This window comes from Variovorax sp. Root434 (genome assembly GCF_001426595.1).
In the GTDB taxonomy this organism is placed as follows: Bacteria; Pseudomonadota; Gammaproteobacteria; order Burkholderiales; family Burkholderiaceae_C; genus Variovorax.
Window position 1 is genome coordinate 561664 of sequence record NZ_LMEK01000001.1, and the last position, 13485, is coordinate 575148.

13 protein-coding genes are annotated in these 13485 nt (G+C 67.1%); 10 read left to right on the forward strand and 3 right to left on the reverse strand.

The window, feature by feature from the left end; all coding sequences use genetic code 11:
- Positions 1 to 16 precede the first annotated feature (16 nt).
- A complete protein-coding gene (locus ASD05_RS02615) occupies positions 17 to 1372 on the reverse strand; it encodes an aspartate aminotransferase family protein (protein ID WP_056587181.1) in 1356 nt (451 codons plus the stop codon).
- A gap of 107 nt (positions 1373 to 1479) precedes the next feature.
- Between ASD05_RS02615 and ASD05_RS02620 the strand changes: the two genes are divergently transcribed.
- A complete protein-coding gene (locus ASD05_RS02620; protein WP_007829312.1) occupies positions 1480 to 2436 on the forward strand; it encodes a LysR family transcriptional regulator in 957 nt (318 codons plus the stop codon).
- A gap of 262 nt (positions 2437 to 2698) precedes the next feature.
- On the opposite strand, the gene ASD05_RS02625 is transcribed toward ASD05_RS02620, so the two are convergent.
- Positions 2699 to 3463: a FadR/GntR family transcriptional regulator gene (locus tag ASD05_RS02625; protein ID WP_056587184.1), complete on the reverse strand. Its 765-nt coding sequence runs from the start codon at positions 3461 to 3463 to the stop codon at positions 2699 to 2701.
- A gap of 211 nt (positions 3464 to 3674) precedes the next feature.
- Here ASD05_RS02625 and ASD05_RS02630 point away from each other — a divergent pair, with 211 nt between their 5' ends.
- The 8 genes from ASD05_RS02630 to ASD05_RS02665 all read left to right on the forward strand — a co-directional run bounded on the left by ASD05_RS02630 (position 3675) and on the right by ASD05_RS02665 (position 11629).
- Positions 3675 to 4880 carry an ABC transporter substrate-binding protein gene (locus ASD05_RS02630; protein ID WP_056587186.1) on the forward strand — a complete coding sequence of 402 codons (1206 nt, stop codon included), beginning with the start codon at positions 3675 to 3677 and terminating at the stop codon, positions 4878 to 4880.
- A 22-nt stretch (positions 4881 to 4902) separates the two neighbouring features.
- Complete coding sequence (locus ASD05_RS02635; protein WP_007829315.1) at positions 4903 to 5763, forward strand: branched-chain amino acid ABC transporter permease; 861 nt, start codon at positions 4903 to 4905, stop codon at positions 5761 to 5763.
- Between the two features lie 5 nt (positions 5764 to 5768).
- Positions 5769 to 6728 (forward strand): branched-chain amino acid ABC transporter permease, encoded by a 960-nt coding sequence (locus ASD05_RS02640; protein WP_056587805.1) that lies wholly within the window; start codon positions 5769 to 5771, stop codon positions 6726 to 6728.
- The gene (locus ASD05_RS02645) at positions 6725 to 7492 is read left to right on the forward strand and encodes an ABC transporter ATP-binding protein (protein ID WP_056587189.1); all 768 of its coding nucleotides are present in this window, start codon (positions 6725 to 6727) and stop codon (positions 7490 to 7492) included. Before ASD05_RS02640 ends, ASD05_RS02645 begins: the two co-directional genes overlap by 4 nt.
- A 172-nt stretch (positions 7493 to 7664) precedes the next feature.
- On the forward strand, positions 7665 to 8375 hold the full coding sequence (locus ASD05_RS02650) for an ABC transporter ATP-binding protein (protein WP_056587192.1): 711 nt from the start codon (positions 7665 to 7667) through the stop codon (positions 8373 to 8375).
- 34 nt (positions 8376 to 8409) lie between these two features.
- A complete protein-coding gene (locus ASD05_RS02655; protein ID WP_056587195.1) occupies positions 8410 to 9666 on the forward strand; it encodes a Zn-dependent hydrolase in 1257 nt (418 codons plus the stop codon).
- The gene (locus tag ASD05_RS02660; protein WP_056587199.1) at positions 9663 to 11159 is read left to right on the forward strand and encodes a M81 family metallopeptidase; all 1497 of its coding nucleotides are present in this window, start codon (positions 9663 to 9665) and stop codon (positions 11157 to 11159) included. Before ASD05_RS02655 ends, ASD05_RS02660 begins: the two co-directional genes overlap by 4 nt.
- 92 nt (positions 11160 to 11251) lie before the next feature.
- A complete protein-coding gene (locus ASD05_RS02665; RefSeq protein WP_056587203.1) occupies positions 11252 to 11629 on the forward strand; it encodes a nuclear transport factor 2 family protein in 378 nt (125 codons plus the stop codon).
- A gap of 39 nt (positions 11630 to 11668) precedes the next feature.
- Here the strand turns inward: ASD05_RS02665 and ASD05_RS02670 are convergent, their stop codons facing one another.
- Entirely contained in the window at positions 11669 to 12808 is a 1140-nt protein-coding gene (locus tag ASD05_RS02670) for a helix-turn-helix domain-containing protein (RefSeq protein ID WP_056587206.1), read from the reverse strand.
- 179 nt (positions 12809 to 12987) lie between these two features.
- On the opposite strand from ASD05_RS02670, the gene ASD05_RS02675 reads away from it, so the two are divergent.
- Positions 12988 to 13485 carry a (2Fe-2S)-binding protein gene (locus tag ASD05_RS02675; protein WP_056587209.1) on the forward strand — a complete coding sequence of 166 codons (498 nt, stop codon included), beginning with the start codon at positions 12988 to 12990 and terminating at the stop codon, positions 13483 to 13485.

A 13485-nucleotide genomic window follows, 5' to 3' on the forward strand; every position in this document is an offset into this window, starting at 1 on the left:
CTCCCCTTGTCTTCGATCAGGCCGTCTCGGCCAGCGCGTCGGCCAGTGCGTTGACCATGCGATCGATCTCGGCCTTCTCCGCAATGAAAGGTGGCGCGAGCTGGATCGTGTCGCCGCCGTAGCGCACGTAGAAGCCCTTCTTCCAGCAGTTCATCGCGATCTCGTAGGGGCGGCGTGCGGGTTCGCCCGGCAGTGCGGCAATGGTGATGCCCGCGGCGAGGCCGTAGTTGCGGATGTCGGCGACGTGCTTGCTGCCCTTGAGGCTGTGCACCGCGTTCTCGAAGTGCGGCGCCAGCGTCTGCACGCGGCCGATCATGTCTTCCTTCTGCAGCACGTCGAGCGCGGCGATGCCGGCGGCGCACGCCACCGGGTGTGCGCCATACGTGTAGCCGTGGGGGAACTCGAGCATGTAGTCGGGGCCGCCGGCGGCCATGAAGGTGTCGTAGATGTCCTTGTTGGCGACCACGGCGCCCATCGGCTGCGCGCCGTTGGTCACCTGCTTGGCGATGTTCATGATGTCGGGCGTCACGCCGAAGGCTTCGGCACCCGTGAGCGCGCCGCAGCGGCCGAAGCCGGTGATGACCTCGTCGAAGATCAGCAGGATGTTGTTCGCGGTGCAGATGTCGCGCAGGCGTTTCAGGTAGCCCTTGGGCGGAATCACCACGCCGGCCGAGCCCGCGAAGGGTTCGACGATGACGGCCGCGATGTTCGAGGCGTCGTGCAGCGCGATCAGGTCGAGCAGGCGGTCGGCCAGCTCGGCGCCGTTCTCGGCCATGCCGCGCGTGAAGGCGTTCGATGCGAGCTGCGTATGCGGCAGGTGGTCGGCCTCGACGCCCTGGCCGAACAGCTTGCGGTTGGCCGCGATGCCGCCGACCGAGATGCCGCCGTAGTTCACGCCGTGGTAGCCCTTCTCGCGGCCGATCAGGCGCGTCTTGCTTGCCTGGCCCTTGGTCCGCCAATAGGCACGCGCCATCTTCAGCGAGGTGTCGGCGGCTTCGGAGCCCGAGCCGGTGAAGAACACGTAGTCGAGGCCGGCGGGCGTGAGCTCCTTGATCTTGTTGGCCAGCTCGAACGAGAGCGGGTGGCCGAACTGGAAGGCCGGCGAGTAGTCGAGCTTGGCGATCTGGCGGCTCACCGCCTCGGTGATCTCGGGGCGGCCGTGGCCGAGGCCCGAGCACCACAGGCCGGAGAGGCCGTCGAAGATCTTGCGCCCGTCGGCGTCTGTGAAGTAGGCGCCCTTGGCCTCCACGATGATCCGCGGATCGGCCTTGAAGTTGCGGTTGCCGGTGTAGGGCATCCAGTGCGCGTCGAGCCAGGCGGCGTCGGTGCGCTGGGCGGGCGTCGGTTCGATGGCGGGCGTGGCGAGGGTCATGGCGCTTCCCGCACGGGGCGGGCTCCGGGGGGTGATGGGATGTGCCGATTGTTCGCAGAGCCTTCAGTGTGGAGAATGGCGCAATATCAATGTTCACTTGACAGTTCATGCAAGTAAAAGAGAAGGCCCAGAACAGTGCCCAGAGCACCCGCAGCCGCGCTGTTCTGGGGCAGCTCAGCGACATGGACCTGCGCCTGCTCAAGGTGTTCAAGAGCGTGGTCGACTGCGGCGGCATGGCCGCGGCCGAGCTGGAACTGAACATCGGCACCTCCACCGTGAGCCGCCATGTGAAGGACCTGGAGACGCGGCTCGGCCTGGTGCTGTGCCGGCGCGGCCGGGCGGGCTTCGCGCTCACGGCCGAGGGGCAGCGCGTGTACGACGAGACGCTGCGGCTGCTGGCCTCGGTCGACGCCTTCCGAGGCAGCATCGACGACATCCACAACCGCATGGGCGGACAGCTGGACGTGGCCCTGTTCGACAAGACTGCGACCAACCCGAAGGCGCGCATCGGCGAGGCGATTGCGCGCTTCACCGAGATCGCACCGGAGGTGAGCCTGGCGGTGCATGTGGGTTCGATCAACGCGATCGAGCAGGGCGTGCTGGAGGGCAACTTCCAGATCGGCATCATCCCGGCGCACCGCACTTCGAAGAGCCTCGTGTATGCGGACCTGTTCGACGAGACGATGCTGCTTTACTGCGGCAGGGGCCATCCGCTGTTCGACAGCCCGCATGCCAAGCTCACCTGGTCGAAGCTTGGCGCGCATCATTTCGCGGGGCTGGGCTACCACTCGCCCAACATGGAGCTGAGCCACCGCGCCAAGCTGTCGCGCAAGGCGACCGGCTTCGATCAGGAGGCGATTGCGACGCTGATCCTCTCGGGGCGCTTCCTGGGTTTCCTGCCCGACCACTATGCCCAGGCGTTCGAGCAGCGCGGGCTCATGAAGGCGGTGCTGCCGGCGCGGTTCAACTATGCGTGCCGGTTCGTGAGCCTGCTGCGGCGGTCGCCGAAACCGTCACGGGCGGTATTGGCGTTTCAGGCGTGTCTGGAAAAGGCCCATGCCTGAAACAGGGGGGTGCGATCGCGCCGATGCGGTGACCTTTTTCGCGAATGTCCCCCGGCCTGCGGCCTCCTCCTTTATTTCGCGAAAAAGGCCCCCGCATCGGCGCGATCGTTCAGAGCACTGGTTGACCGGCCAGCACAAGCGCTGCGTCCATTGTGCGCAGGGCGCCGGGTGCTCCCCGCAGCGAAATAAAGGAGGAGGCCGAAGGCCGGGGGACATTCGCGGAGGGGAGTACCCGGTGGCCTGTGCACGCGCCCTGAAAAATCTAACGCTGCCCGCTTGGCAGCAGCAGATGCTTGGCCCCGATGTGCGCTTCCATCTCGTGCATGTGCTGTTCGGCATCGACCATGTGCTCCGCCATCAGCCGACGCACTTCGTTTGCATCTTCCTTGCGATAGGCCGCGAGCAGCTGCGTGTGGTAGTCGACATTCGTCTCGCCGAAGTGGTGATGGTCCAGCGCCTTCTTGTAGACCACGAGGTCGCGCAGCAGGTCGTTCAGGAAGCGGCACATGAAGGACAGCACCGGATTGGGGCAGGCCTCGGCCAGCATGGTGTGAAAGGCCAGTTCGGCTTCGCGCTGCGTGCGCAATTCGTCCTCGTTGGTGGGCTCTATGGTGCAGAGGCGCACGTTTTCTTCGAGCCGTTCGAACTGCGCGGGCGTCAGCTTGCCGATCACGCTCACCGCCAGCTCGGGCTCCAGCACCTTGCGCAGCTGGTAGATGTGATGCCCGTCGAGGTGATGGAAGTGCAGGAAGTTGCGCAGCGGCTCCGAGGCATGATCGACCGACACCTGCTGCAGGTACGCACCGCCGCCGGGGCCGGTGCGGATGGCGATGAGCCCGCGCACCTCCAGCGCCTTCAGTGCCTCGCGCACCGTGCTCTTCGAATAGCCGAAGAGCTCGATCAATTCCTTCTCGTTCGGTAGCCGGTCGCCGGGCTGCTTGCGCTCCGCCACGATCCAGCGCTTGACGTCTTCGACGATGACGTCCGAGAGCTTCTGCCGCTTGGGACGGTTCTCTCCCACTCTCATTGAAACGCTCCATGCCCATCGGGAGATGCGCGGGATGCGCAACAGCGCGCGATCTTAAACGGCGTGATGCACGAGGTTGATCTGGTTTTGGGCACAGGGCTTGCTAGCGGGTTTTTACCAGCATATTAATCATATTTATCCGCTTAAATTTGCCGGCGCTTGTCCCAGCCGCTTCTTTTTCCTACCCCACACCACGACCGGAGTTCCTCCAATGCAACGCAGACAACTTCTTCAACTCGCCGCCCTCTCGGCCGCTCCCGCCTCGCTCCTGGCCGGTCGCGCGGCCTTCGCCCAATCGGCCGATGCGATCCGCTTCGGCTGCCCGGTGCCCATGTCGGGCGCGTTCGCTGCCAATGGCAAGTTCGCCGACCTGGGCATGAAGCTGGCCATCGAGCAATACGGCAGCGTGCTGAAGCGTCCGCTGGCCTACACGGTGCTCGACACCGAAGGCAAGCCGGCGACTGCTGTGCGCAAGGTGCAGGAAGCCTCGCAACAGCAGGGCGCGAAGTTCTTCGCGGGCGGCATCCTGTCGTCCGAAGCGCTGGCCATGGGCAAGGAGGCCGAGAAGGCCGGCGGCCTGTTCATCACCACCGCGGGCGCCGACGAGATCACCGGCAAGGACTGCAACCCCGCCACCTTCCGCTGGTCGGTGCCCACCTTCGGCGCCATCGAGCAGACGGTGCGCCCGCTGATCGCGTCGATGCCCAAGGCCAAGCGCTGGTACACGATCACGCCGCAATACGTGTTCGGCGAGGGCCTGCTGGGCGCGGCCAAGAACATCTTCCAGGAGAAGGGCATCGAGCACGTGGGCAACAGCTACCACTCGCTCAACGAGAAGGAGTTCAGCGGCTACCTCACCAACGCCATGGCGGCCAAGCCCGACGTGCTGCTGCTGCTGAACTTCGGCGCGCAGTCTTCGGCCGCGCTGCGCCAGGCAGTGAGCTTCGGCATGCACAAGAACATGACGATCCTCATCGCCTGGGCCTCGGGGCTCGAGCAGTTCGACGAGCTGGGCGCCGACCTGTGCGACGGCGTGTACTTCGGTGCGCAGTACTGGCACACGGCCGACACCGCGCTCAACAAGGACCTCGTGAAGCGCACGGCCGACAAGCTCAAGATCGTGCCCAACTACAGCCTCGCGGGCTCGTACATCTGCACCAAGATCCTGATCGACGGCATCGTGAAGGCGGGCTCGGTGGACCAGAAGGCGGTGATCGCCGCGCTCGAAGGTATGAAGTTCGACGGCCTCACGGGCACGGAAGAAATCCGCAAGGCCGACCACCAGGTCGTCAAGGACTACTACCTGCTCAAGGGCAAGGCCAAGTCGAAGATGGCGAACGCGGCCGACTACGTCGACGTGGTCAGTTCAGGCAAGTCGTTCCTCCCGATCGACAAGAGCGGCTGCAAGCTGGCCTGACGCAACGCAAGCCAACGAGCCCATGACCGTCTACCTGCTCCAGACCATCAACGGAATCGGCATCGGCATGCTGTATTTCCTGCTGGCCGTTGGCTTGTCCATCGTGTTCGGCCTGCTTCGCTTCGTGAACTTCGCACACGGTGCTTTCTATCTGCTGGGCGCCTACCTCTGCTACCAGGCCATGCAGTGGGGCCTGGACTTCTGGGTCGCGCTGGTCGTGGTGCCGCTCGCCGTGGGCGCGCTGGGCTGGCTGGCCGAGAAGCTGCTGCTGCGCCGCGTGTACGCCAAGGCGCACGAGTTCCACATCCTCGTGACGGTGGGCCTCGCGCTCGCGGTGCAGGAGATCGTGATCGTGTTCTGGGGCCCGCTGGGCAACAGCGTGGCCACGCCCGACCTGCTGCAGGGCGTAGTCATGTGGGGCGCCTTCGTCTATCCCAAGTACCGGCTGTTCGTGATCGGCTTCACCGCCGTGCTCGCGGTGCTGCTGTGGTGGGTGCTCGAAGGCACGCGCCTGGGCAGCGCGGTGCGCGCGGGCAGCGAATCGACCGAGATGGTGTCGCTGCTCGGCATCAACGTGTTCCGGGTGTTCAGCCTGGTGTTCGCGCTGGGTGCGGCCACGGCGGCGCTGGCCGGCGTGCTGGCCGCGCCGATCCGCGGCGCCGAGCCCTTCATGGGCGTCGAGGCGCTGAGCGTCGCCTTCGTGGTGGTGGTAATCGGCGGGCTAGGCAGCTTCGGCGGCGCGCTCGTGGGCGGGCTGCTCATCGGCATCGTGCAGAGCCTCATGAGCACCATCTGGCCGCCGGGGGCGAGCCTGATGATCTACATCGCGATGGCGGCCGTGCTGCTGCTGCGCCCGCATGGCCTGCTCGGCCGAAAAGGATGAACGCCATGCCGAGAAAAATCACTTTCCTTCTGGCACTGATCGCCGCGCTGGGCCTGCCGCTGGTGCTGCGCTCGGGCTCGCTCGCGAGCGAGGTGCTGATCTATGCACTCGCGGCCCTGGGCTGCAACCTGCTGCTGGGCTACACGGGGCTGCTGTCCTTCGGGCAGGGCATCTTCTTCGGGCTGGGCAGCTACACCATCGCGATCCTGCTCACGCGCCTGCACCTGCCCATGCCGCTCGCCTTGCTGGCGGCCGTCGCCATGGGCGCGCTCGGCGCGGCGCTGGTCGGCTGGGTCGCGATCCGCCAGCGCGGCACCTACTTCGTGATGCTCACGCTGGCCTTTGCGCAGATGTTCTATTTCATCGCCTACACCGCCACCGACCTCACGGGTGGCGACAACGGCCTGCTCGACGTGCCGCGCCCCGGTTTCATGGACACGCCGTGGAAGTACTACGCCTTCGTCGCGGTGATCTTCCTGATCGCGTTCGGGCTGCTGCTGCGCGTGACCGATTCGATCTTCGGTCGCACGCTGCTGGCCATCCGCGACAACGAGGACCGGGCCGCCGCCGTGGGCTACGACCTCAAGCGCTTCAAGCTGCTGGCCTTCGTGATCTCGGGCGCCGTCACCGGCCTGGCGGGCGGGCTGCACGCGATGATGACCGGCATCGCGCCGCTGTCGAACGCCGAGTACCACACGAGCGAGATGATCCTGGTCATCACCGTGATCGGCGGCACCGGCAACCTGTTCGCCTCGGTGCTGGGCTCGGCCTTCTATGTGCTGCTGGCCGACTGGCTCTCCACGCTGTGGCCGCGCTGGCTGTTGCTGCTGGGCTTGCTGCTGATCGGCGTGAGCATCGGCATGCAGCGCGGGCTCTGGGGGCTGGGCGAGGGCGCCTGGCGCCGCATCTTCCGCAAGACATCGCCCGACGCCAAAGTGCCCGCGGCCCTGGGAGAAAAAGCATGACGGACATCCTCATCGAAGCCGTCGGCGTCACCAAGCACTACGGCAAGTTCGCCGCGCTCGGCGGCGTCGACCTGAAGATCAGGCGCAATACCGTGCACTCGGTGATCGGCCCGAACGGCGCGGGCAAGACCACGCTGTTCCACATGCTCACGGGCACCGGCACCACCACGGGCGGCCGCATCCTGTTCGACGGCCACGACGTGACGCGCGAGCCCGACCACCAACGCGTGCAGCGCGGCATGGCGCGCTCGTTCCAGGTCACGGCACTGTTCGCGAGCCTTTCGGTGCGCGAGAACCTGCGCGTGGCGGCGCAGGGCGTTTCGCCGCGCCAGGCCATGAACTGCTGGCGCGCGCCGGTCGGCGAACTCGCCTGCGCGCGGACGGTGGACGAGGTGCTGCAGCGCGTGGGGCTCGAACGGCTGGCGAACACGCCGGTCAGCGAGTTGTCGCACGGCCAGCAGCGCCGCCTCGAAGTGGGCATGGCGCTGGCCGCCAGGCCGAAGGCGATCTTTCTCGACGAGCCGACCTCGGGCATGGGCATCGACGACCTCGACGACATGAAGCACCTGATCCGCGGCCTGCGCGACCAGCACACCGTGGTGCTGATCGAGCACAACATGAACATCGTGATGGACATCTCCGACACCGTGACCGTGATGCAGCTGGGCCGCGTGCTTGCCGAAGGGCTGCCGGGCGACATCCGCTCCGATGCGCGCGTGCGCACGGCCTACCTCGGCAACATGATCACTGGAGGAAAAGCATGAGCGCCGTCTCTTGCTCCCTCTCCCCCTGGGGAGAGGGTGGGGGTGAGGGCATGGGCCTTCGCAGGTGTGCTGCCTTTGCCATCGCCGTCGGCCCTCACCCCAGCCCTCTCCCCGAGGGGAGAGGGAGCAAAAGCCGCACCACGAGCGGCCATTCAAGAACAGAGGTTCGCCAATGACCCATTCCATCCTCGAAGTCGAGGGGCTGCACGCCCACTACGGCAAGAGCCATGTGCTGCAGGGCGTTTCGATGCGCGTTGGCGATGCCGAACTGGTCACGCTGCTGGGCCGCAACGGCGCGGGCAAGTCGACCACGCTCAAGAGCATTGCCGGCGCCGTCACGCCCACGAAAGGGCGCGTGCGCTTCCAGGGCGCGGACATCGCGGGCATGCCGCCGCACCGCATCGCCGCACGCGGCGTGTGCCTGGTGCCCGAGCACCGCGGCGTCTTCAAGCTGCTCACGGTGGAAGAAAACCTGCTGCTCGGCCTGCGGCGCGAATCGCCCTGGCAGCTGGCCGACATCTACCGCATCTTTCCGCGGCTGAAGGAGCGCCGGCGCAACGGCGGCGGGCAGCTTTCGGGCGGCGAGCAGCAGATGCTGGCCATCGGCCGCGCGCTCATGAACCATCCGCGCCTGCTGATCCTCGACGAGCCGGTCGAAGGCTTGGCGCCGGTGATCGTCGAGGAGATCGTCGCGCAGCTCAAGACCATCAAGGCGGCCGGCGTGGCCATCCTGCTGGTCGAGCAGAACCTCGAAGTCTGCGTGCAGCTGGCCGACCGCCACTACATCGTGGAGCAGGGCGTGATCGTGCACGAGGCCGGCAACGCCGACTTCATGGCCGACCATGAAGTGAAAGACCGCTATCTGGGCGTGGGCCTTGCTTGAGGCTTCCCGCAACACTCTTCCTTATCGCAAAGCCATGAACTCACACACCGAACTCCGCATCGACGGCCAGCGGCTCTGGAACTCGCTGATGGAACTGGCGCAACTCGGCGCCACCGAGAAAGGCGGCGTCTGCCGCATCGCGTTGACCGACCTCGACCGCCAGGGTCGCGACTTGTTCACGCGCTGGATGCGCGAAGCGGGTTGCGAAGTGCGCGTGGACGCCATCGGCAACATCTTCGCGCGCCGCGCCGGCCGCAACAACGCGCTGCCGCCCATCACCACCGGCAGCCACATCGACACGCAGCCCACGGGCGGCAAGTTCGACGGCAACTATGGCGTGCTCGCGGGGCTGGAGGTGATCCGCAGCCTCAACGACGCGAAGATCGAAACCGAAGCACCGCTCGAAGTGGCGGTGTGGACCAACGAGGAGGGCTCGCGCTTCGTGCCCGTGATGATGGGCTCCGGCGTGTTCGTCGGCGCCTTCACGCTCGAGCATGCGCTGGCGCAGCGCGACAACGAGGGCGTGAGCGTGTCCGACGCGCTTGCCGCCATCGGCTACGCGGGCAGTACGCCTGCTTCGGTGGCCGCATCGCCGGTGGGCGCGTACTTCGAGGCGCACATCGAACAGGGCCCGGTGCTCGAAGCCAACGAGCGCGTGATCGGCGTGGTCGAAGGGGCGCTGGGCCAACGCTGGTACGACGTGGTGGTGCAGGGCATGGAAGCGCATGCCGGCCCCACACCGATGGAACTGCGCAAGGACGCGCTGCTGGCCGCCTCCGAGCTCGTGATCGAGGTCAACCGCATCGCGCTGGCGCACGCACCGCATGCGCGCGGCACGGTCGGCTGGATCGACAACTATCCGAACTCGCGCAACGTGATCCCGGGCCGCGTGAAGCTCAGCGTCGACCTGCGCGCGGCCGACGACGTGGTGCTGTCGGCCATGGATGCCGAGCTGAAAGAAGCGGTGCAGCGCATCGCGACGAAGGGCAAGGTCGAGATGTCGGTGGAGCAGGTCGTCTACTTCCCGCCGCAGCCCTTCACGCCCAAGCTCGTGTCCGCCGTGCGCGAGGCCGCACAGGCGCAGGGCATGAGCTGGATGAACGTGATCAGCGGCGCCGGTCACGACGCCGTGTACCTCGCGCGCGTCTGCCCCACGGCGATGATCTTCGTGCCCTGCCTCGACGGCATCAGCCACAACGAGATCGAGGATGCGCAGCCCGACCACCTCGAAGCCGGCTGCAACGTGCTGCTGCAGGCGATGCTGCAAAGCGCGGGAGTGGCGTCGTCATGAAGGTGCTGATCGCACGTCTCAACCACGAGACCAACACCTTCTCTCCCGTGCCGACGCCGCTCGCGGCTTTCGGTCCCGACGGCCCGACCTTCGGCGAGCAGGCCTACCGGGACAACAAGGGCATGCGCACGGCGATGTCGGCCTTCATCGACCTGGCGGAGCAGGCCGGCGCCACGCTGGTCACGCCGGTGTCGGCCTCGGCCAACCCGAGCGGGCCGGTCGACGCGCAGGCCTACACCACGCTCACGCAGTGCATCGTCGATGCGGCGGCTGGCTGCGACGCCATCCTGCTCGACCTGCACGGCGCGATGGTCGCGCAGAACAGTGCCGACGGCGAAGGCGACCTGCTCGTGCGCCTGCGCACTGCGGCGCCGGGCGTGCCCATCGGCGTGGCGCTCGACCTGCATGCCAACGTCACGCCTGCGATGGTCGGCAATGCGGACGTGATCGTCGGCTTCAAGACCTATCCGCACATCGACATGTACGAAACCGGCGAGCACGCCGGCCGCCTGCTGTTCGACCTGCTGGCCGGGCGCAGCAGACCGGCGATGCGCTGGCGCCAGCTGCCGCTGATGGCGCACACGCTGCGCAGCGCCTCGTTCACCGGCGCGATGCAGCGCGCCATCGAGGCGGCGCGCGAAGCCGAGAAATCGTCGGAGTCGCTCGCGGTGTCGATCCTGGCGGGCTTTTCGCTGTCGGACATCGAGGCGCCGTGCATGAGCGTGATCGTGGTCGATGCGCAATCGCCCGAACGCGCGCAGGCCACGGCCGACCGCATCGCGATGCAGATGTGGAGCGAGCGCGAAGCCTTCATCTACCGCAGCGAGCCGCTCACGCAGTCGGTGGCCCGCGCAAAGCTCATCGCCCAGGGCGCCACACGCCCGGTGCTGCTGCTCGACCATGGCGACAACTGCATGTCGGGCGGCAGCTGCGACACCATGGACGTGCTGCAGGAAGCGCTGGCGCAAGGGCTGCACGGCATCGGCGTGGGGCCGCTGTGCGACCCCGAAGCGGTGGCCGAACTGATTGCGGCGGGGGAGGGCGCGGAGGCGACCGTCGCGCTCGGCAACAAGGTCTCGCTGGAAGGCATCGGGTTGAAGAAAACGCCGGTGCGCCTGACGGGTACCGTGCGCACCATCGGCAACGGCGAGTACGTGATCACCGGCCCCACCTACACCGGCCAGCGCAGCAGCATGGGCCGTACGGTGCTGTTCGACATCGGCGCTGCGCGCATCGTGGTGACCGAGCGCACGCAGGAGCCGTGGGACATCGGCGTCTTCGAGTGCGCGGGGCTCGATCCGCGCAAGGAACGCTTCCTGCTGCTCAAGTCGCGCATGTACTGCCGGCCGGTGTTCGAGCCGCTGTCGGCCGCGCTGGTGGAGTGCGACAGCCCGGGTGTGACCAGTTCGGACTACGGCCTGTTCCCGTTCAGCAAGGTGCGCCGGCCGGTGTTTCCGCTGGATGCGAACGCCTCGATGGAGCTTGCCGCATAACCTGCCACGTCATCGACGCGAATCGCGTGCGGCGCGACCATTCCTTCACCCCGCGATGTTGCGGGTCGAACCCCTCGAAAGGAATCGTCATCATGAACACCGCCGCACACGATGCCACTGCGATTGCCCAACGCTACATCGCCGTCTGGAACGAAACCGACGCCGCGCGCCGCGCCGCGCTGATCGAAGCCGGGTGGGCCGCCAACGCGCACTACGTGGACCCGATGGCGCAGGCCAGAGGGCATGAGCAGATCAGCGCGCTGGTCGGCGCGGTGCACCAGCGCTACCCGGGCTTCCGCTTCAACCTGCTGGGCAAGGCGGACGCGCATGGCGACCACCTGCGCTTCTCGTGGACGCTGGGGCCGAGCGGGGCGGAAGACCTGATCCAGGGCACTGACTTCGCCCAGCTGGATGCCGGCAAGCTTCGCTCGGTCACGGGCTTCCTGGACAAGGTACCCGTGGGGGCCTGAAGCAGCGGGAAGGCTGAATGAAAACTGAACGCCGTACGCTCAGTCCGGCATGCCGGCCGAGCGGCCGCGCCACAGCTTGCGGTAGACAGTGGCACGGCTGATGCCCAGGGCCCGCGCGGCTTCCGCCACGTTGCCGCGCGCGTCGGCCACCGCCTTGCGGATCAGCTCGGTTTCGACGTCGCGCAATCGCGGGCGGGTGCTGGATGCGGGAGCACCCTCGGGGCCGCCGCCGCGCCGGGGCCGCGCCTGCACCCGCAGGCCCGACCAGAGCGGCACTTCGAGCACCGCGTCGCCGCGCCGGGCCGCGTCGAACATCATGTGCAGGGGCAGCGCGAACAGATCGTTGAAATTCAATGCGTGTTCGCAGCGTGCCAGCGGCTGGTGCAGCATCTGCCGGGCCGCCGCATTGGCGCCCGTGATGCCGCCGCCAGCGTCGATGCACAGCAGCCCCTCGGTGGCCTCGCTGCTCGGGCTGCCCGGCCAGGCCAGGTGCAACAGCAGCTCGCAGGGCTCGCGAATCAGCAGCATGTTCTCGATGCTGCGCGCGGACAGGGTGGCCAGGTGGCGCAACTCCGGGCGCTCGACCACCTGCACGCCGGTCAGGTCGAGCATGCCGATGCACTCGCCCCGGGGGCCGAAGAGCGGGGCGCCGGCGCAGCTGTAGACGCTGGTGTCGTCGAAGAAATGCTCGCCGCGGTGCAGCCACACCGATTCCTGCTCGGCCAGCGCGGTGCCGATTGCGCTGGTGCCGATGGCGCGTTCCGACAGGTCGACGCCGACGCGCGCGATGTCGCGCGCATGGCGGCTGGCGGCGTCGACGCCGCCGGGCAGGTTGCCCACGTCGATCACGACGCCGTCGGCGTTGGTCAGGATGGCGAAATAGCGGGTGTCGGCGATGGCGCGCGAAAGCCGGTCGATCACCGGCCGGGCCGCCGAAACCAGCGCCCGGTTGCGTTCGGCGACATCGCAGCCGGCAGCCCGGCTCACCGGATCGAAGCTGACTCGCTGCTGCGGCCGGCGGCCGGCCTCGATGCAGCGCTGCCAGGAACGGGTGATCCACGAATCGACGCACGCGGCACCGCGCGCACGGGGCGACGACTCGCCCTCGATCAGTTCGCGGCGGGCTTGGGCAATGGCCAGGGAACGCTCAGGAGGTGGCGAAACGACAGTGGCGGGCATCGTGGTTTTTCGCGCGTGTGGGGCGGCTTTTCCCGGCTCGCCGGACGGCAAGCTGTTTCATTTTGAGAATTTCGTTCGCTCTGTGCAAGAGTCGAGGGTTTTGCCTAGGATAGTGCGAAAGGTGGGCATCCAAGATGCTTTTTGCTGAACCAGCCATCACCTTTCACGGAGACAGCCAAATGCAGGTCGCTTTCAAGGTCAACGGCCGTCAGGTCACGGTCGACGCTCCTCCCAATACTTTCCTCGTCCACGCCATCCGCGAGCACCTCCACCTCACCGGAACCCACGTCGGCTGCGACACCGCCCAGTGCGGCGCCTGCACCGTCCACCTCAACGGCAGGGCAGTCAAGTCGTGCAACATCCTGGTCGCGCAGGCCACAGGCGCGGACATCACCACCATCGAGGGCATCGCCGAGGCCGACGGCACCATGCATCCGATGCAGGCTGCATTCAAGGAATGCCACGGCCTGCAGTGCGGCTTCTGCACCCCGGGCATGGTCATGAGCGCCATCGACCTTTGCACCCACCACCCCAAGTCGAGCGAATCGGAAATCCGGGAACTGCTCGAGGGCAACCTGTGCCGCTGCACCGGCTACCAGAACATCGTGAAGGCCGTGAAGATGGGCGGCGAGGCCATGGCCTCGGGCACGCCGGTCAAGACAACCGTCACGGCGTGA